The sequence below is a fragment of the Limosilactobacillus pontis genome, from assembly GCF_002940945.1.
GTDB classification, from domain to species: Bacteria; Bacillota; Bacilli; order Lactobacillales; family Lactobacillaceae; genus Limosilactobacillus; species Limosilactobacillus pontis_A.
This window is the reverse complement of record NZ_PNFV01000003.1, coordinates 59,721-77,488: the sequence shown is the minus strand read 5'-3', so window position 1 is coordinate 77,488 and position 17,768 is coordinate 59,721. Positions and strand designations below refer to the sequence as shown.

At 49.3% G+C, this 17,768-nt stretch carries 19 protein-coding genes and 1 other RNA gene; 17 read left to right on the top strand and 3 right to left on the bottom strand.

Annotation, left to right across the window (positions count from 1 at the left end; genetic code table 11):
* Window positions 1–3 precede the first annotated feature (3 nt).
* Window positions 4–474: an SsrA-binding protein SmpB gene (gene smpB, locus CK797_RS03325; RefSeq protein WP_104688390.1), complete on the top strand. Its 471-nt coding sequence runs from the start codon at window positions 4–6 to the stop codon at window positions 472–474.
* Between the two features lie 22 nt (window positions 475–496).
* Here smpB and CK797_RS03320 read toward each other — a convergent pair whose 3' ends face one another.
* Window positions 497–1,066 carry an LURP-one-related/scramblase family protein gene (locus CK797_RS03320; protein WP_225365014.1) on the bottom strand — a complete coding sequence of 190 codons (570 nt, stop codon included), beginning with the start codon at window positions 1,064–1,066 and terminating at the stop codon, window positions 497–499.
* 136 nt (window positions 1,067–1,202) lie between these two features.
* On the opposite strand from CK797_RS03320, the gene CK797_RS03315 reads away from it, so the two are divergent.
* The 4 genes from CK797_RS03315 to CK797_RS03300 all read left to right on the top strand — a co-directional run bounded on the left by CK797_RS03315 (window position 1,203) and on the right by CK797_RS03300 (window position 4,072).
* Window positions 1,203–1,907 (top strand): uracil-DNA glycosylase, encoded by a 705-nt coding sequence (locus tag CK797_RS03315; RefSeq protein WP_104688389.1) that lies wholly within the window; start codon window positions 1,203–1,205, stop codon window positions 1,905–1,907.
* A 41-nt stretch (window positions 1,908–1,948) separates the two neighbouring features.
* Window positions 1,949–2,923, top strand: a complete 975-nt coding sequence (pta, locus tag CK797_RS03310; protein WP_104688388.1) for a phosphate acetyltransferase — start codon at window positions 1,949–1,951, stop codon at window positions 2,921–2,923.
* Between the two features lie 205 nt (window positions 2,924–3,128).
* Window positions 3,129–3,587, top strand: coding sequence for a tRNA (adenosine(37)-N6)-threonylcarbamoyltransferase complex ATPase subunit type 1 TsaE (gene tsaE / locus CK797_RS03305; RefSeq protein WP_104688387.1), 459 nt, complete (start codon window positions 3,129–3,131; stop codon window positions 3,585–3,587).
* Window positions 3,587–4,072 (top strand): GNAT family N-acetyltransferase, encoded by a 486-nt coding sequence (locus CK797_RS03300; RefSeq protein WP_104688386.1) that lies wholly within the window; start codon window positions 3,587–3,589, stop codon window positions 4,070–4,072. Before tsaE ends, CK797_RS03300 begins: the two co-directional genes overlap by 1 nt.
* Before the next feature lie 44 nt (window positions 4,073–4,116).
* On the opposite strand, the gene CK797_RS03295 is transcribed toward CK797_RS03300, so the two are convergent.
* Window positions 4,117–4,653, bottom strand: a complete 537-nt coding sequence (locus CK797_RS03295) for a 3'-5' exonuclease (protein ID WP_104688385.1) — start codon at window positions 4,651–4,653, stop codon at window positions 4,117–4,119.
* Between the two features lie 127 nt (window positions 4,654–4,780).
* Here CK797_RS03295 and murB point away from each other — a divergent pair, with 127 nt between their 5' ends.
* Window positions 4,781–5,674, top strand: a complete 894-nt coding sequence (gene murB / locus CK797_RS03290; RefSeq protein ID WP_104688384.1) for a UDP-N-acetylmuramate dehydrogenase — start codon at window positions 4,781–4,783, stop codon at window positions 5,672–5,674.
* A gap of 165 nt (window positions 5,675–5,839) precedes the next feature.
* Window positions 5,840–6,763: a ribokinase gene (gene rbsK / locus CK797_RS03285; RefSeq protein ID WP_104688383.1), complete on the top strand. Its 924-nt coding sequence runs from the start codon at window positions 5,840–5,842 to the stop codon at window positions 6,761–6,763.
* Between the two features lie 92 nt (window positions 6,764–6,855).
* Here rbsK and CK797_RS03280 read toward each other — a convergent pair whose 3' ends face one another.
* Complete coding sequence (locus CK797_RS03280; protein ID WP_104688382.1) at window positions 6,856–7,521, bottom strand: DUF1361 domain-containing protein; 666 nt, start codon at window positions 7,519–7,521, stop codon at window positions 6,856–6,858.
* 128 nt (window positions 7,522–7,649) lie between these two features.
* Between CK797_RS03280 and cdaA the strand changes: the two genes are divergently transcribed.
* The 10 genes from cdaA to ssrA all read left to right on the top strand — a co-directional run bounded on the left by cdaA (window position 7,650) and on the right by ssrA (window position 17,742).
* The gene (gene cdaA, locus CK797_RS03275; RefSeq protein ID WP_104688381.1) at window positions 7,650–8,498 is read left to right on the top strand and encodes a diadenylate cyclase CdaA; all 849 of its coding nucleotides are present in this window, start codon (window positions 7,650–7,652) and stop codon (window positions 8,496–8,498) included.
* Window positions 8,485–9,360 (top strand): YbbR-like domain-containing protein, encoded by an 876-nt coding sequence (locus CK797_RS03270; RefSeq protein WP_104688380.1) that lies wholly within the window; start codon window positions 8,485–8,487, stop codon window positions 9,358–9,360. The genes cdaA and CK797_RS03270 overlap by 14 nt, the downstream gene beginning before the upstream one ends.
* A 17-nt stretch (window positions 9,361–9,377) precedes the next feature.
* Window positions 9,378–10,733 carry a phosphoglucosamine mutase gene (glmM, locus tag CK797_RS03265; RefSeq protein ID WP_104688379.1) on the top strand — a complete coding sequence of 452 codons (1,356 nt, stop codon included), beginning with the start codon at window positions 9,378–9,380 and terminating at the stop codon, window positions 10,731–10,733.
* A gap of 192 nt (window positions 10,734–10,925) precedes the next feature.
* Window positions 10,926–12,746, top strand: coding sequence for a glutamine--fructose-6-phosphate transaminase (isomerizing) (gene glmS, locus CK797_RS03260; protein ID WP_104688378.1), 1,821 nt, complete (start codon window positions 10,926–10,928; stop codon window positions 12,744–12,746).
* 246 nt (window positions 12,747–12,992) lie between these two features.
* A complete protein-coding gene (locus CK797_RS03255; protein ID WP_104688377.1) occupies window positions 12,993–13,304 on the top strand; it encodes a hypothetical protein in 312 nt (103 codons plus the stop codon).
* A gap of 76 nt (window positions 13,305–13,380) precedes the next feature.
* On the top strand, window positions 13,381–15,219 hold the full coding sequence (locus tag CK797_RS03250; RefSeq protein WP_104688376.1) for an acyltransferase family protein: 1,839 nt from the start codon (window positions 13,381–13,383) through the stop codon (window positions 15,217–15,219).
* 1 nt (window position 15,220) lies between these two features.
* Window positions 15,221–15,694: a MarR family winged helix-turn-helix transcriptional regulator gene (locus CK797_RS03245; protein WP_104688375.1), complete on the top strand. Its 474-nt coding sequence runs from the start codon at window positions 15,221–15,223 to the stop codon at window positions 15,692–15,694.
* Complete coding sequence (locus tag CK797_RS03240) at window positions 15,687–16,496, top strand: Cof-type HAD-IIB family hydrolase (protein WP_104688374.1); 810 nt, start codon at window positions 15,687–15,689, stop codon at window positions 16,494–16,496. Before CK797_RS03245 ends, CK797_RS03240 begins: the two co-directional genes overlap by 8 nt.
* Window positions 16,497–16,674: 178 nt before the next feature.
* Complete coding sequence (locus CK797_RS03235) at window positions 16,675–17,262, top strand: LysM peptidoglycan-binding domain-containing protein (RefSeq protein WP_104688373.1); 588 nt, start codon at window positions 16,675–16,677, stop codon at window positions 17,260–17,262.
* 105 nt (window positions 17,263–17,367) lie between these two features.
* Window positions 17,368–17,742, top strand: a transfer-messenger RNA (tmRNA) gene (gene ssrA / locus CK797_RS03230).
* Window positions 17,743–17,768: the final 26 nt, after the last annotated feature.

Genomic DNA, 17,768 nt, shown 5'->3' with positions numbered 1-17,768 from the left:
AGCATGGCAAAGAAATCCCAACATTTAAACGATAACCTGATTGCCCAAAATAAAAAGGCTCGTCACGATTATTTTGTGACGGACACCTATGAGGCGGGGCTGGTGCTGACTGGGACTGAGATCAAGTCAGTTCGCGCTCACCGGGTCAACCTTAAGGATGGGTTTGCTCAGATTAAGAATGGGGAAGCATGGCTGATGAATGTTCACATCAGCGAGTACGATAATGGGACCTACTTCAATCAGGACCCGTTGCGCAACCGTAAGCTCCTTTTACACAAGAAGGAGATTCACCGTTTGACTGGGACCCTTCAGGATAAGGGGGTTACCCTGATCCCACTGAAGATGTACATTAAGCATGGCTATGCCAAGGTCTTATTGGGGGTTGCCAAGGGTAAACACCAGTATGACAAGCGTGAGGCTATCAAGCGGCGAGAACAAAACCGTGAGATTGAACGGGTTATGAAGCATTATTAGATAAAAACGAGCAGCATCGTAATCAACGGTGCTGCTCGTTTTTAATATTGTTGCATTTGATGCCCATCCCGAGGTTGTCGGCCAGGCGGGGATGACGAAGACGGAAACAGTTTCTACTACGCTGCCCGCGCCGGGCCCAGTGGTCTAGTACGCTAGCCACTAGAATGGCGAGGGGCTCGTCGGCCTGCTGGTCAACGTTAAGCTCATGGTAGTAATTACCGGTGAGCGCCACTGGCTGGAGTGAGAAAACCTGCCGACTGCCCTGAAAGACTCGGTAACGGCCAGCCAGTGGGGAACCGATGATGAACCAGTTCAGGCCCCGAATGTAGATCACCTGGCGGACGAAGCCGAGGGACTTGCCGACAGTACCGACTCGCTGACGGTTGAGATAGAGGGCAAACTTGGGCAGCATTCCTAGTGACTGTTGCTTGACTTCGGCGAGCAGTGCTCCACTGATCGCGTAGAGGGAGAGAACGTCATAATGCATTCCCCATTTGCCGACTAGGAGGTAGCACGACCGCCCCTGGTGATCACGAATGACCGTGGTACCGTGCAGGTCGGTTGCATGATCCCGCAGATATAATTGCCGCATTTTTTCACCACCAATCTACTCATTTATGAATATTTTACCAGCTTGTCAAGTGATTGCCTACTGCCAAAGCGTTTTCATTTCGGTGCGCAGACAGTGGATAGATATGCTAAAATAATAGGCGAGGTGCTAAATAGTCATGAAACAACTAATTCATAATGACTGGTGGGATGTTTTAAAACCACAGTTTGAGAGCGCGTACTACGCGCAGCTACGCGAATTCCTGAAGGAGGAATACACACACCATACGGTCTATCCAGAGATGCATCATATCTTTGAGGCCTTTGAGTGGACACCCTTTCACGCAGTTAAGGTGGTGATCCTGGGTCAAGATCCGTACCACGGACCACACCAGGCGCACGGGTGCAGCTTTTCTGTTCTTCCGGGGGTTCCGGTACCGCCGTCGTTGCAAAATATCTATAAGGAACTGCAGAGTGACCTGGGCTGTACCCCCGTCAACCATGGCTACTTAAAGAAATGGGCCGATCAAGGGGTACTGCTTTTGAACTCGGTGCTGACCGTTCGTGATGGTCAGGCCTTCTCACATAAGGGACACGGCTGGGAGAAGCTGACGGATGCGGCAATTCATGCCCTGTCCGAACGCCCTAAGCCAGTGATCTTTATTTTGTGGGGGCGGGCTGCTCGTGACAAGAAAAAACTGATCAACCTGGACACTAACATTGTCCTCGAATCGGCTCACCCGAGTCCGCTGTCCGCTAACCGTGGTTTCTTTGGCTCGCGGCCGTTCTCCAAGACCAACGAGGCACTTCAGGCAATGGGAGAAAAGCCGATTGACTGGCAGCTACCGGCCCAGCCGGTGGTTGATGAGCGGATCGCAAATTAGGTGTAGATGCTTGATGACCACTAATAAGGAGGTTTAGCATAATGGAACTTTTTGATGAAATTGCTGCTAAGGTAAAGGGACAGGGAAAGACAATCGTATTCCCTGAGGGTGAAGACAAGCGGATCCTTGGTGCCGCCGTTCGCCTGCAGAAAGACGGACTGCTGAAGCCAATTCTGCTCGGTACCCGGCCCGACATTGAGAAGACTGCTCAGAACAACGGCTTTGATATCGCTGGCCTGACAATCATTGATCCAGCTGAATACCCGGAGGCAGATAAGAAAGCTATGTTTGATGCCCTGCTGGAACGGCGAAAGGGCAAGAACACTCCTGAACAGGTCGAAGAGATGCTCAAGGACGTCAGTTACTTCGGTACTATGCTGGTTTACATGGGCAAGGCTGACGGAATGGTCTCCGGAGCGGTTCACTCCACCGGCTCCACCGTTCGTCCGGCTCTGCAGATTGTTAAGACTGAGCCCGGTGTTCACCGGATCAGCGGGGCATTTTTGATGATCAAGGGTGACCAGCGTTACATCTTTGCCGACTGTGCTATCAACATCGAACTGGATGCCCCAACGATGGCCGAAGTTGCGGTACAAAGTGCTAAGACGGCCAAGCTCTTTGGCATTGACCCGAAGGTAGCCTTGCTGAGCTTCTCCACCAAGGGCTCGGCCAAGGGTGATATGGTTACCAAGGTGGCCGACGCTACGGCTAAGGTTCACGAGATGGATCCTGACCTTCCTGCTGATGGCGAGCTCCAATTTGATGCCGCCTTCGTTCCAGCTGTGGGTGAGCTGAAGGCACCGGGTTCCAAGGTTGCTGGTCATGCTAACGTCTTCATCTTCCCAAGTCTGGAAGCTGGTAACATTGGCTACAAGATTGCCCAACGGTTTGGTGGCTTTACCGCCGTTGGCCCGATTCTGCAGGGGCTGAATGCACCAATTGCGGATCTCTCACGGGGTTGCAGTGAGGACGATGCCTACAAGGTTGCGCTGATCACGGCAGCCCAGGCACTATGATTAAAAACTAACCTTAGTCGGTAGCTGTAGTGGGCTACCGATTTTTTTGGTTATATAGCTTTGGTGGGCTCTGAATGGTTTGACGATCTGACTGTTAAATGGTCCCTTGCCATAATTGTCCGCAATACGATAAGTGGTGACCTTTGTCTTTCCTGGGGTGGTAGGTTAGAATAGGGCTAAGATCAATATATGAGGTGGATTGTAAATGAAGAAGAAAACGTTAACCAGCCGGGAAGCGACAATCGCACTCGGTGAACAGCTTGGTCGCCAACTGATGGCGGGGGATGTTTTAGTCCTAGATGGTGACCTTGGTGCTGGTAAGACAACCTTTACTAAGGGCCTGGCCAAGGGACTTGATATTCCCGACCTGATCAAGAGCCCGACCTTCACGATTATTCGAGAGTATCAGGATGGTCGTCTACCCCTTTACCACATGGATGCCTACCGGCTTGAGAACGGTGGAGCTGCGGACCTCGGCCTTGAGGAATATTTTGACAGCGATGGGGTGAGCGTTGTTGAGTGGGCCAAATTTGTAGAAGACGAGTTGCCAGACGACTTCCTAGCCATTCACTTTAAGCGGACCGACAACGAAGATACCCGGGTTCTAGAGTTTGAACCACATGGGACTCACTTTGCCAAGCTGGTTCAGGACGTGGTTGCGTAATGGCGGATCAAGTAGCAATAAAACTAGCAACAGCCGATGATGCTCCAGCAATCCTGGATTTTCTGCGGCAGGCGGCCACGGAAAGCGACGCGGTCTTGATTCCCCACCTCGACCAAGTAACTGATGCCCAGGAACGACGTAACATTGACCTGATCAACCGTTTTGACGACTGTGTAATTATGCTGGCAATGCTGGGCGATCAGCCGATTGGAATCGTGACGGTTATGGTTTTGGGTGACCGGCCCAGCGCTGGCGAGCTCGGCGTAGTGGTTGCCAGGAATTATTGGCGTAACGGAATTGGTCGTCTACTGGTCGAGGAAGCTCAGTACTGGTTTACCAATTATAGTAGTCTGGATTCCCTAGTGCTGACTGTTTTCACCACTAATACCCCCGCGATTGGCCTTTACAAGAGTTGTCACTTCGTTCAGATCGGGACAACGCTTGAAGGAGGGAAGCCTGCCTTAAAGATGGAGTATCATAAGTAATATAAAAGCACGGTGAGGAAAAATTCTCATCGTGCTTTTTCAATTTAACCGAACATCTTAATAAAGGGGCGAATTCGCTGGTCACCAAAGCGGCGGCCTTGGTAAAGAAGAATATTGGCACAGGCTTGGGCATCGTCGAGGGCATTATGATGGTGGTGAAGATCAATATTGAGGGCGTCACAGACCGTGTTGAGTTTGTAATTGGCCAGTCCCGGTAATAGTTGGCGGCTGCTGTTAACAGTGTCAAGAGTTTGATAAGCTGGGGGCTCAATCCCGTAATGCTCAAGGGTGCTCTTGAGGACACCGTTGTCGAAACGGTTGTTGTGAGCAATTACTAGTTTGTCTGGGGTGTAGAAAGTCTTGATATGCTCCCAGACCGCTGGGAAGTCTGGGGCGTCCTGGACATCGCGTTCGTGGATCCCGTGGATCTGGATGTTGCGCCAGAAAAAGTCGGTGTGGGGGTTGATGAGGGTATAAAACTCGTCGACAATCCGGTCGTTACGGACGATTGTCAGGGCCAGTGAGCAGGCACTGTAGCGTTTGCCGCTGGCCGTCTCAAAGTCCATGGCGATGAAGTTCATGCGGGTGCTTCCTTTCGTGATTGATAACTACTATTTTAGTCGTTGGTGGTGTTTTTAGCAAAAGTTCTGCTGAAAGATGATACAATATCTAAGAATAATAATTTATGAAAAGGGAAGGCATACCAAATTGGCTAACTTAATGAATGAATTTCCAGAGATTGATATCAAACAAGATGAACCATTGATGAAGTATACCTACACGCATACCGGGGGGCCGGCTGACTGGTTAGCCTTTCCCAAGAGTATCGATGAGGTCAAACAGCTGGTTCAATACGCCAAGGCTAACCAGCTACCACTAACTGTGCTGGGAAATGCCAGCAACTTGATCGTTCGTGATGGGGGAATTGACGGACTGACGATGATTCTCACCAAACTTAACGATATCACGGTAGATGGCAACCAGGTGACGGCTCAGGCTGGTGCTGCCTACATTGATACTACGATTGCGGCTCGCGACCATCACCTGTCCGGATTGGAATTTGCGGCTGGGATCCCTGGCAGTATCGGTGGGGCAGTTTTCATGAATGCTGGAGCCTACGGTGGCGAAACCAAACATGTAGTCACTGCAGCTACGGTAATGCTGCCAGATGGGACGATTGAACACTTCGATAATACGGGGCTGGACTTTGGTTACCGGCACAGCAGTGTCCAGGATAACCATGGGGTAGTCCTTGATGCCACCTTTACTCTTGAACCCGGTGACTACGACCAGATCAAGGCCAAGATGGATGACTTGAATGAGCGGCGGGCTGCCAAGCAACCTCTAGAGCTGCCATCTTGTGGGAGTGTCTTCAAGCGGCCGCAGGGTTATTATGCGGGTAAGCTTATTCACGATGCCGGCTTGCAGGGCTACACACACGGTGGTGCTCAGGTTTCCACTAAGCATGCCGGATTCATTGTCAACATTGATCATGGAACGGCGGCAGACTATGTGGCGGTCATTAAGCACGTTCAGGCGACAGTTAAGGATAAGTTTGGCGTAGCTCTTCAGACTGAGGTTCGGATTATCGGTCGTAATTAAAAATATGTGGGGATGAAATTATGCGCCGGACAGGTGTTTCATCCCCTATTTCAAGTCATTCCTATAAAACGTTTTACGTTTTGCTAGAATAGTCTTTGTAATCGTTTTAGTTCTATGATAAAATGTTCTTGAAATATGAATTCGGATTGAATAAGGAGAGTAAGTATGAGTAAGAAAGTAGTTGTTTTAGGAAGCATTAATGTTGATACGACCTACCATGTTGAACGTTTTCCACAACCTGGTGAAACGATTTCTGCCAAGAGCAAGAGTTCAGCACCAGGTGGCAAGGGTGCCAACCAGGCGGTAGCGGCGGCCCGGTCTGGAGCCAAGACGGCCTTTATCGGGGCAGTTGGTTCTGACAGTGAGGGGCAATACATGCTTGAAGCCCTGAAGGACAACGAGATTGATACGCATCACATTACGGTTGATAAGTACCATGGTACCGGGACAGCAGCCATTACCCTGGATGCTGAGGGACAAAACGATATCATGATTTACGGTGGTGCTAACCAGGCAATGACACCGGACATGGTAGATGACATTGATGATGTTCTAGATGACGCTGACTTCCTGATCAGTCAATTTGAGACGCCACAGGATGTTACCTTAGCAGCCTTCAAGAAGGCCAAGGAGCACGGTGTGACCACCATTCTTAATCCGGCCCCGGCCCACGAGATCATTCCGGACCTCCTTAATGTAACTGACGTGATCGCTCCAAATGAGAGCGAGTGTGCCCTGTTGACGGGGATCCCGGTAACAGACGAAGATGCTATGCTGAAGAGTGCGGAATACTTCCGGAAGCAAGGAGTTAAGCATCTATTGATCACCCTGGGATCTAAGGGAGTCTTTTACGCTACTCCTGATGGACACGGGCTGGTTCCTGCTTTCAAGGTTCACGCGGTCGACACGACGGCAGCCGGTGATACCTTCATTGGTGCATTGAGTTCCCAGTTAGAGGATGATCTGTCCAATGTTGCTGATGCCCTGGTTTACGCTCAGCGGGCTTCCAGTTTAACCGTTCAGGAGATGGGTGCAATGCCATCGATTCCAACGGCTGATAAAGTCAAGGCGGCCCTGGAGGAAAAGTAAAGACGGAAAGTAGGTTTCACGGTATTTCGTGAACATTATAGTATTTACCAAAACGTGGCTGGTGAGAAGATGTTTTCTTCTCCCAGTCGCGTTTATTTGTTATTGGCGATACTGAAGTGCTGGCTGACCTTCATCAGCCAGTAGACGATCAGCTGGAGGATGGTCATGATGGCTACAAATTCGAATGTTTGGATATTCCAGATGCTCCATAGCTGGCGGAAAAACCAGGTTGGGGTGAAGAGCAGGTAGATGGAATGGAGACGAAGAAAGCGGCCAATGTAGATGCCAACGCTGGCCAAGGTCATAAAGATGATAATCCAGAGGTAGCGTAATCTTGCCCGGCGCGGGGCGGTCAGCATGGTTAACTGCCGGGCCGTCTGCTCAAGAGTAGCGGTCCCAATTAGCAGGCAGGAGATGGCACAGACCATCATCATAGCAAAGTTGAGCCAGACGAGGGGGTCCGAACGGAGAATACCGGTAATATTGGTATGGGGATGGAGCCATGAGAGGTGGAAAAGGTCAGTCATTACGTAGGGAGCGTTCGGATAAAAGACCAGCCAGGTGATTAATAAGAGCCAGAAAGCTAGGGCCCGGCGGTCGTTAAAGCGTTTGAGGTGAAAGCTCAATTCAATCGGTACGTAGCCTAGAAAGGTATTGAACGCCATGAAGTCATAGGGCGCCCGCACGAAGATTTTTAAAAGTATAATCAGGATCCAGAAAAAGAGCCGGATCCGCCAGGTATAAGATAAGTGTTTCACGATAATTGCCTTCTCGATTAATAGTAATTTTCTCTAGCATAGCAGAATTTTGTGAATTAACTATGGTACTTTCGTGATTACTAAAAAATGATATAATATGAACGTGAATTTAGAGGATGGTGAATGCGATGCAGTTTATAAGTTCGCTCTTGACATGGCAAAACTTGATTCACCTGATTGACATCTTAGTAATTTGGTTCCTGATCTATGAACTCCTGGTCCTAATTCGTGGAACTCGGGCAGTACAGCTCTTCCGGGGGATTATGATCATTATTTTGGTAAAGGTCATCAGTTGGTATGCCGGGTTGAGTACGGTTTCCTGGGTAATGGATCAAATCCTGAACTGGGGCGTGATCGCCATCGTGATTATCTTCCAGCCGGAGATTCGGCGGGGCCTGGAACATCTGGGACGGGGTAGTTTCCTCAATCATAACCAGTCCACCAACGAGACCGAAGAAGAGATGATCAAACAGCTCGATCAGGCGATTCAATATATGTCGAAGCGTCGAATTGGGGCATTGATCAGTATTCAGATGAAGACAGGACTGGAGGAATACATCGAGACGGGGATCCCACTCGATGCGGATATTTCCGGGGCACTCTTGATCAACACATTTATTCCCAATACGCCCCTTCACGATGGTGCGGTAATTATCAAGAACAACCGAATCGCGGTTGCGGCAGCCTACCTGCCCCTTTCGGACAGTAAGCTGATTCCAAAGGAACTAGGGACCCGGCACCGGGCTGCGGTTGGAATCAGTGAGGTCACCGATGCGCTAACTATTGTGATCTCCGAGGAGACCGGAGAGGTTTCGATCACTAAGGATAACGAACTGATCCGTAATATGTCACAGAACGATTACCTAAAGTTCATGCGTTCGCAACTGTGTACGCATGAGCCGGCACACGATAACTTGTTGACACGACTCTACTCACTCTTTGAGCGGCAAGGAGGTGGCCAACATGGACAGAAATAAAGGCTTTTTTAACCATAAATGGGTGATGCGCCTGGCATCACTAGTACTGGCGATCCTCCTATTTGCCTACGTTAATGGAAGTAAGAATGGTTTTCTCCGTCAAAACACGCGTAACAATAACGAGAACAGTGTCTTAATGTCCAACAAGTCGGTTACCCTTAAGATGCCGCTGGATATCACGGTCGATAACTCCAAATACGTGGTTTCTGGCTATCCGCAATACGTTAAGGTACGCCTGAGTGGGCCATCTGCCCTGGTTACCACGACCAGTAATACCCAGAATTTTAAAGTATATGCTGACCTGAGTAGCCTGGGGGCGGGTAAGCACCGGGTACCGATCAAGACCAGTGGCCTAAATGCGGAACTCCGGGCAAATGTTGAACCGAAGAATATTACGGTTCAGATTCAGCCACGACGGACAGTCAACGTCAAGGTTAGTGTCCGGCTGAACGCCCGTAACCTGGCTGATGACTACCAGGCTGGTCACCCGCATGCGGATGTCGACAGTGTTCAGGTTACTGGGGCCCAGAACGAGGTTCGACGGGTTAACCGGGTGGTTGCCTATGTGGTGGTTCCCCGGGATGCCAAGGGTAACTTGCAGCGGCAGGTAACCCTGCAGGCCCTCGACCACAATGGTCAGACGCTTAACGTAGTGATCTGGCCAGCCACAACGACGGTCACGGTGCCGATCAGTTCAAAGAACAGCGGTTCCAGTAGCAGTCAGTCGAGTTCTGACAGCAGTACATCGGCGAGTGATTCATCGGCCAAGAAAAGGGTGCAAACCGAGTCGTCAAGTAGTAGCATAAGTAATAACACAACTAGTAATTCGGAAACGACTGCTACAAGTAGCAGCCAGTCTTAATTAATAAGGAGTACATGATGAAACTAAAGTATTTTGGTACCGATGGTGTTCGGGGAGTTGCAAACGAAGATTTGAGTCCAGAACTGGCCTTCCGGGTTGGACGGGCTGGTGGTTACGTCCTGACGCGGCATTCGGACCGGGAACAGCCTCAGGTCCTGGTGGCTCGGGATACCAGAATTTCTGGACAGATGTTGGAGAACGCCTTGATTGCTGGCTTGCTTTCGGTTGGTATTGAGGTTCTACGCCTCGGTGTGGTCACCACGCCAGGAGTTGCTTATCTGGTACGAGCCCAGGAAGCTGATGCTGGGGTTATGATTACGGCCAGCCATAACCCAATCAAGTACAACGGGATCAAGTACTTCGGGGGCAATGGCTTCAAGCTCTCGGACGACCTAGAGTACGAGATTGAACAGTTGCTGGACGCCGATGAGGATACCCTGCCACGTCCGTCCGACAAAGGACTGGGGACAGTTGCCGACTACCATGAGGGTGCCTTGAAGTATACCTCCTTCTTGGAACAGACGGTTTCAACCGATCTCTCCGGCCTGAAAGTGGTCGTCGATGCGGCCAATGGGGCGACGAGCGGCTTTGTCTCCAACTTATTTGCAGATATGAACGTGGACTTTGTACCGATCAATGACCAACCGGATGGCCTTAATACCAACCTTAACTGTGGTTCTACCCATCCGGCGGGCCTGCAGAAGGCTGTCGTTGACAACGGGGCTGACTTAGGGGTGGCCTTTGATGGTGACGGTGATCGCTGCATTGCGGTTGACAACGAGGGGAACATCGTTGACGGTGACAAAATCATGTACATCTGTGGGAAGTACATGGATAGCAAGGGGATGCTGAAAAAAGATACCGTGGTTACGACCGTCATGAGTAATCTTGGAATGTACAAAGCCCTGGAAGCTCATGGGATGAAGAGTGTCAAGACCAAGGTTGGTGACCGTTACGTCGTCGAGGAGATGCTAAAAAATGGTTACAATCTTGGTGGTGAACAATCCGGTCACATCATTTTCTTGGATCACAATACGACTGGTGACGGGATGCTGACCGCATTACAACTTCTTTCCGTAGTTAAGGAGACCGGGGAAAGCTTGAAGGAATTGGCCAGTGACGTAACGACCTATCCACAAGAGTTACTGAATATTAAGGTGGCCGATAAGGCAGCTGCCATGGAGAATCAAAAGCTCAAGGACATTATCGCCGTGGTTGAAGAAGAGATGCATGGTGATGGTCGGGTCCTTGTTCGGCCAAGTGGAACAGAACCATTGTTGCGGATTATGGCCGAGGCTCCAACCAAAGACCTGGTTCACCGGTACGTTGAAAAGATTGGTGACGTAGCCCGTGCTGAATTAGAAGTCAAATAAGTAATTTTAGCCGGTGACGGGAGTTCTTCTCTGCACCGGCTATTTTGATTGGTTATACGAACTAGACCAATCAGTAGTGATTAATTGACAATCGTTTCCAAAACTTGTACTATACTTAACAGTTGTCGTAGATCAATTACCTTGCTTATTGATCTATACCAATTTTAAGATATTTAAAGGATGGAAATAATTATGTGTGGAATTGTTGGAGTTACAGGGACTGATAATACCCTGTCGATTTTAATTGATGGTTTGAAGAAACTTGAATACCGTGGTTACGACTCGGCGGGAGTCTATGTCAACGACAATGCTGGTCATGACTACCTGGTTAAGCGGCCGGGACGGATCAGCAACCTGGAAGCCGCTTTGACGGAAGACGTGCATGGCCTTTCTGGAATCGGTCACACTCGTTGGGCCACTCATGGTGAACCAAGTGAGGCCAATGCGCACCCGCAATATTCTCAGGATAATCGCTTCTACCTCGTTCACAATGGGGTCATTGAAAACTACGCTCAACTGAAGAAGGAATATCTCTCTAATGTTCATTTCACTAGTCAGACCGATACTGAGGTTATTGTTCAATTAGTTGATAAGTTTGTCGTTGAGGATCATATGGACACCCAAGCAGCTTTGCTCAAGGTCTTGCGCCTGATCAGTCCGGACTCTTCCTATGCATTTGTGATGATTGATCGCGAGGACCCTGAGACACTCTATGTTGCCAAGAATAAGAGTCCGCTGCTGGTTGGGCTGGGCGACGGTTACAATATGGTTGGTTCCGATGCTATGTCCATGATTAAGGAAACCAACAAGTTCATGGAAATTGCCGACCATGAGCTGGTCATCGTTAAGCCGGACCATGTCCAGATCAAGGACTTTGATGGCAACGAGAAGCATCGCGATAGCTTCACAGTTGACATGGACGCCAGTGCGGCCGACAAAGGGGCCTACCCGTTCTACATGCTTAAGGAGATTGATGAGCAGCCAGCCGTAATGCGGAAGCTGGTCCAGGAATACTTTGGCGACAAGAATGATCCACAGATCGATCCTGCGCTGATTAAGTCCATGGCTGAAGCCGATCACATCTACATCGTTGGCGCTGGGACAAGCTATCACGCTGGACTGGTTGGTGCCCGGATCTTTGAGCGTCTGTGCGGAATTCCAACCTCCGTACACATTTCGTCCGAATTTGCCTATGATCAGCCATTGCTCTCTAAGAAGCCATTCTTTATCTTCCTGAGCCAGAGTGGGGAGACAGCCGACAGTCGGCAGGTCCTGGTCAATGTTAACGCTCACAAGTGGCCAAGCCTGACCATTACCAACGTTGACAAGTCAACCCTGTCCCGGGAGGCTACCTTTACGGAGTTGCTCTATGCGGGCCCAGAAATTGCCGTTGCCTCTACCAAGGCTTACACGGCCCAGATTGCGGTTGAAGCTATTCTAGCTAAGTCTTTGGGTGAATATCTGGGCAAGGACGCGGCTAAACAGTTTGATGTTAAACATCAGCTTGGTTTGGTGGCTAACGGGATGCAGTCAATTACCGACAGCAAGAAGAAGATTGAGGAGGTTGCGGCCCGCTACCTATCCAAGCCACGTAATGCCTTCTACATTGGGCGAGGACTTGACTGGACGGTATCCTTAGAGGCAGCCCTGAAGCTTAAGGAAATTTCTTACGTTCAGGCTGAAGGTTTTGCATCTGGTGAGCTCAAGCACGGAACGATTGCCTTGATCGAGAAGGGAACCCCAGTGCTAGGGATTATTACTCAAGATCGGACGGCTGGTCTGACCCGGAGTAACTTGGATGAGACTAAGGCCCGGGGTGCCAATACGATCACGATTGTTTCCCGGCATCTGGCACAGGAGGATGACACAATTATCCTGCCTGATGTTGATGAATGTCTGACGCCACTGCTAAGTGTAGTTCCTGCTCAACTGCTGGCTTACTACACTAGTCTAGGCAAGGGTCTCGACGTGGACAAGCCACGGAACTTGGCTAAGTCCGTAACAGTTCAATAATTTTACTAAAACAGGCGCTTCCTAGGTGGAGCGCCTGTTTTTGACGGTTCTGAATAAAAAGTAAAAAAGTTTGCTAATATCATTGACATTCTTAATTGAAACCGCTATCATAATAGTCGCAAGGTATTAAGTATTTACCTTCTAATCAATTCTCTTTCTCTCTTATGCCAATCATCGTCGTCCAGACGGTGATTTTTTTGTTTAAAGCCGTTATAATATTATTATGCTGAAAGGGGAGCAATACACGTGGAAAAACAACATCAAGTATTGACGTTAATTGAGGAGATTACTCGTAACGACGGGAGCAAGTACTTCGAGATCGGCAACATGGTTCACAATGGCCGGGCTGAGTTGGCGGCGGAGCGTGGCTTCATTAAGGAGGTTCGGATCCTTCAATTAAACATTCCCCATTCACGTAATGTCATCCGGTATGAGGATTTTATCAATACCCATTACAAGATGCAGGACGAGTCCATGGATCACTGGGAGGAATGGAAACGAACACCAGAGATGAATCAGGTCGTCAGTGATATTTTAAAAGAAAATCATATTGGATAGTTAAACGGTAGCTTAAGGTTACCGTCTTTGTTTTTGAATTGTTTACCGGGGCCGGTGCTGGAGGAAAATAACTAAAATGAAGACAATTGGGCCAAAGCAGTATATAACCGGAATTGACGGTTTACGGACGTTAGCGGTGTTGGGGGTAATCATCTATCACCTTCTGCCTAATGTTCTGCAAGGGGGCTACCTGGGTGTGCCGCTCTTTCTTCTGATTTCCGGATACTTTGTGACATACCAGTTTAGCCGGCAGTTGGCGGCCGAACAGCGGATTTCGATTGGTCATTTCTACCATAAGCGGTTCAAGAGGCTGTATCCAGTTTTGATTGCGATGCTGGTTTTGACGACAGCCTACATCACCTTGTTTGCCCGGGAGCTGCTGCACAACATTAGGATGACGATCTTGACTAATCTCTTGTGGGTCTATAACTGGTGGGAGATTGGTCATGGTCAGTCCTACTTTGACCAGTTTGGTGGGGTATCGCCATTTACCCACTTGTGGACCCTTGGTGTTGAGGCCCAGTTCTATCTTTTGTGGCCGCTGATTATCTGGGGACTTTATAAGCTGGTGCACCGTAAAGTAATTGTGCGGCGGATTATCCTTATCCTTGCTATTTTGTCAGCAATCGAGATGGCGGTCCTTTATGACCCGGCTAACATCAATCGGGTCTACTACGGGACTGATACCCGGGCATTTTCCCTGCTGCTGGGGTCCTGGTTGGGGCTGGCCTGGCCGCTAAACCGCCTGAATCTACATCCGGCTGGGTACCTGCGTCAGTCGTTGAATGTGGTGGGAATCATTGCAACTGTGATCACAATCATCGGTTTCTTCACCCTCAACGGGCAGGCTGGTTTTACTTATCACGGGGGAATGTTTCTGTATAGCGTTGTGGGGATGATACTGATGGCAACCATCTTTCACCCCGGCTCGCGGATGAATACCTGGTTCTCTAACCCCGTTTTCCATTGGGTGGGGCAGCGATCCTACGGGATTTATGTTTATCAATACCCAGTTATGGTCTTTTATGAACGGCTCGTCAAGGTAGGCTTGCACCCGGTTCTGAACGCAATTATTGAACTGGCCATCATCGGGATAATCAGTGAAGCCTCATACCGGCTCCTGGAGCGGCCCCTAGCCCATACTGACTGGTCAAAACTAGCAGCCGGTTTGGCAAACTACCGTAGTTGGCGCTGGACGACGGTGGGCAAGCTGGCTTTCAGCACGTTGATGGTCATCATAGCGATCGTGGGCCTGTGCCAACCGAACCGTACCCCCAAGAAGACGGCCGTTCAGCAACGGATTGAGCAGAACCAGCAGCAGGCTGCTGAGCACAATAAAGAGATTGCGGCCGGCAAAAAGGCAACGACTGATGATGCGGATGCCAATGCCAAGCAGTATGCGCTGACACCGGCTGAGGTCAAACAAGCACAGAAGCTCAAGATTACGGCGATCGGAGACTCGGTTATGGCTGATGCCGCCGGGAGTATCCAGAAGCTGATGCCTCAGGCTTACGTTGATGCTCAGGTTGGCCGCCAGGGTTCGGCTACTCCAGCGGTAATCAGGCAGCTCAAAGCCCAAGGGCATCTCAACAATATTGTAGTGTTGAATTTAGGGACCAATGGGGCGATGAGCCAGCGGACGATTGATGAAATTCTGAACGAGATCGGTCCAAATCGTCAGGTCTACTGGCTGACTGCTCATGTGCCAACTAAGCCGTGGCAGCAGGTTGTCAACAGCGAGATCGCTGCGACTGCCAAGAAACATGATAATGTTCACCTGGTGGACTGGTATGCGGTGAGTGCTAAGCATAGCGAGTGGTTTGCCAGCGATTCCGTCCACATGGGTGAGCGTGGAAACAACAGTTATGCTCGCCTGATTGCTAAGTCGATCCTCGATAACCAGAAGGAAAATTAGTATGTCAACAGATGAGTTATTAAATCAAGCGATTGACATCTATATGTCATCATTGAAGGGCTTAGAACACTTTGTCTCACAGCCGGCTGCACGATACTCCTTGTCCTTTGAACAGTACCTAGTTCTTCAAGAAGTGGTTAAGTCGCCGGGAATCAAGCTGATGGATATTGCCGCGAAGCGCCAGGTGACCCGTAGTGCGGTTTCGCGGCAGCTACGGGTACTGATTAAGAACAACTATATTAAACAGGAGCCCGACCAGGCCGACCGGCGCAAGGTTTCCCTAGTAGCGACGCCAGCGGGACAGACTGTGGCTGTTAAGATCAAGCAGCGGATCAGTGAACGCTTTGCCAAGTGGGTTGCCGTTTTTGGCGAGGAGCGCGGTCGGTTGCTCCTCCAGCTCTGGGACGAATTTAACCATCAAGTCATCCAACCGGAAAACAATAGTAAGCAAGAAGGGGAAGAGCAGAATGATTAAGATGATCGCACTAGATCTTGATAATACTTTGTTGAATAGTGATAAGGAGATTTCTGACCGTAATGAGTCAGTCCTGCGGCGTCTCCACGACCAAGGAATCCATGTGGTTCTTTGTACGGGGCGGCCGATTAACGCTATCTGGCCGTACATTGAGCAACTTGGCCTGACTCGACCGGATGATTTCACCATTACCTTCAACGGTGGGCTGGTGATTAATAATGTTACTAAGGAGCACTTGTTTGAGCTTGGGATGGGTAAGCAGGATCTTCAGCCGCTGTTTGACTTTGTCCGCCGGGAAAAACTTCCGCTGGACGTGCTGGACTTTGCACGGGTCTACGAGCTCAGCGACCAGCCGACATCCATTTACCGGACGGTTCTCAAGCATATTGAATTTAAAAATACCAGGCTGGCTGACCTACCGGACACCACCTTTAGTAAAGCGGTGATGGCGATCCCAGCTGAGCAGCTACGTCCGATTATCGCTAATCTGCCGGCGACGCTGAAGGAGCACTATCATGCGGTTCAGTCTCAGCCGATGATTATGGAGTTCCTCCCTCAGCGGGTTGATAAGCACGTCGGCTTGAAGGCGCTTCTCGACCACTTCGGGGATAACTTCAATAACCTGATGGCCTTTGGTGACGCTGATAATGACTTGGGAATGATCAAAGCCGCCACCCAGGGGATCGTGATGGCTAACGGTCTACCTGAGGTCAAGGCGGCGGCTACCGCTCTGACTGATTCTAATGATGAAGACGGGGTAGCTACCTACTGTGAGCGTTATTTCGCTGACCAGCTAAATTGATAATTCGTTAACATTAAAACCGGCAAGAGGTGATTAATAAACACTTGTTGCCGGTTTTATATTACATTCTGTAATGATTCGGTTTGAAATAGAAATGCCGTTGTCATGGTTTGGTAACATAAAATGTGTAATATAGACACTGTCAAAAGGTATGAAAAAATTAAAAGGATGGTTATTCATGATTTCTAAGAAAAATATTGTAAAGACAGTTGCAACTCTGGGAACAGTCGCATTTGGTGTAGCGGCTGCCACAACAGTCGCAAACGCCGACAGTGTTTACACCGTCAAGAGTGGAGACACGCTTTCCAGTATTTCTCAGAAGTTTGCAAATGACAACAGCCTTGTAAACAGTATCGCTCAAGATAATCACATTGCCGATATCAATAAGATTACCGTTGGTCAACGGCTGATTATCAAGGGTGACCATAGTACACAAAATACTCAAACCACTAACAATACGGCAAGTCAGCCGGCTCAGGCAACGGCTAACACTACGGCTCAAGGTCAAGGGAGTACGACAAGCTACAACTCTGGTGTTTCTGGCAGTGATGCTGCTGCTAAGGCCTGGATTGCTGGTCGGGAATCCGGTGGTAACTATGGAGCTCGTAACGGCCAATACATCGGTAAGTATCAATTGTCTGCTTCCTACCTGAATGGTGACTACTCTGCTGCCAACCAGGAACGGGTCGCTGACCAATACGTCGCAAGTCGTTATGGTTCATGGACCAACGCCCAACAACACTGGCTGGCTAATGGCTGGTACTAAAATTAAATAGCGATTTAAGGGGAGTGGTTCTGCGTTGCGGGACTGCTCCTTTTGAGCTTCTTGGATGCGTTTTGAGATGGAGTATGGTAAACTTATAATATATCTGGGGATGTTTTTTGGATTCGACAGGTATAGGTCGAGTTTTGACTGCGTTTCGAAGGTTGCGTCTTCGTAAAAACGCTCAGTTTTAAATTATAACTGCAAACAATAATTCAAACTCTTACGCATACGCTGCCTAACAAGTAGCGCGCGTAAATCCGTTCCGGGTTCGTCCATGATGCGGATACGGGTTTCATATCTAGTGGACTACGTTAATGACTGCCGTTTGAGGTTGTTAAAAGAGATCTAACAAGCTAGCTAGTCATGGTTGCCCTGATCAACGGCGTTTTGATTAGTGAATTTTAAATAGTTGAGATACGAACGTAGAGGTCGAAATGGCGATATGCTTGGACACGGGTTCGACTCCCGTCATCTCCATAATTGGGGTATCAACGAATTTTATTAAA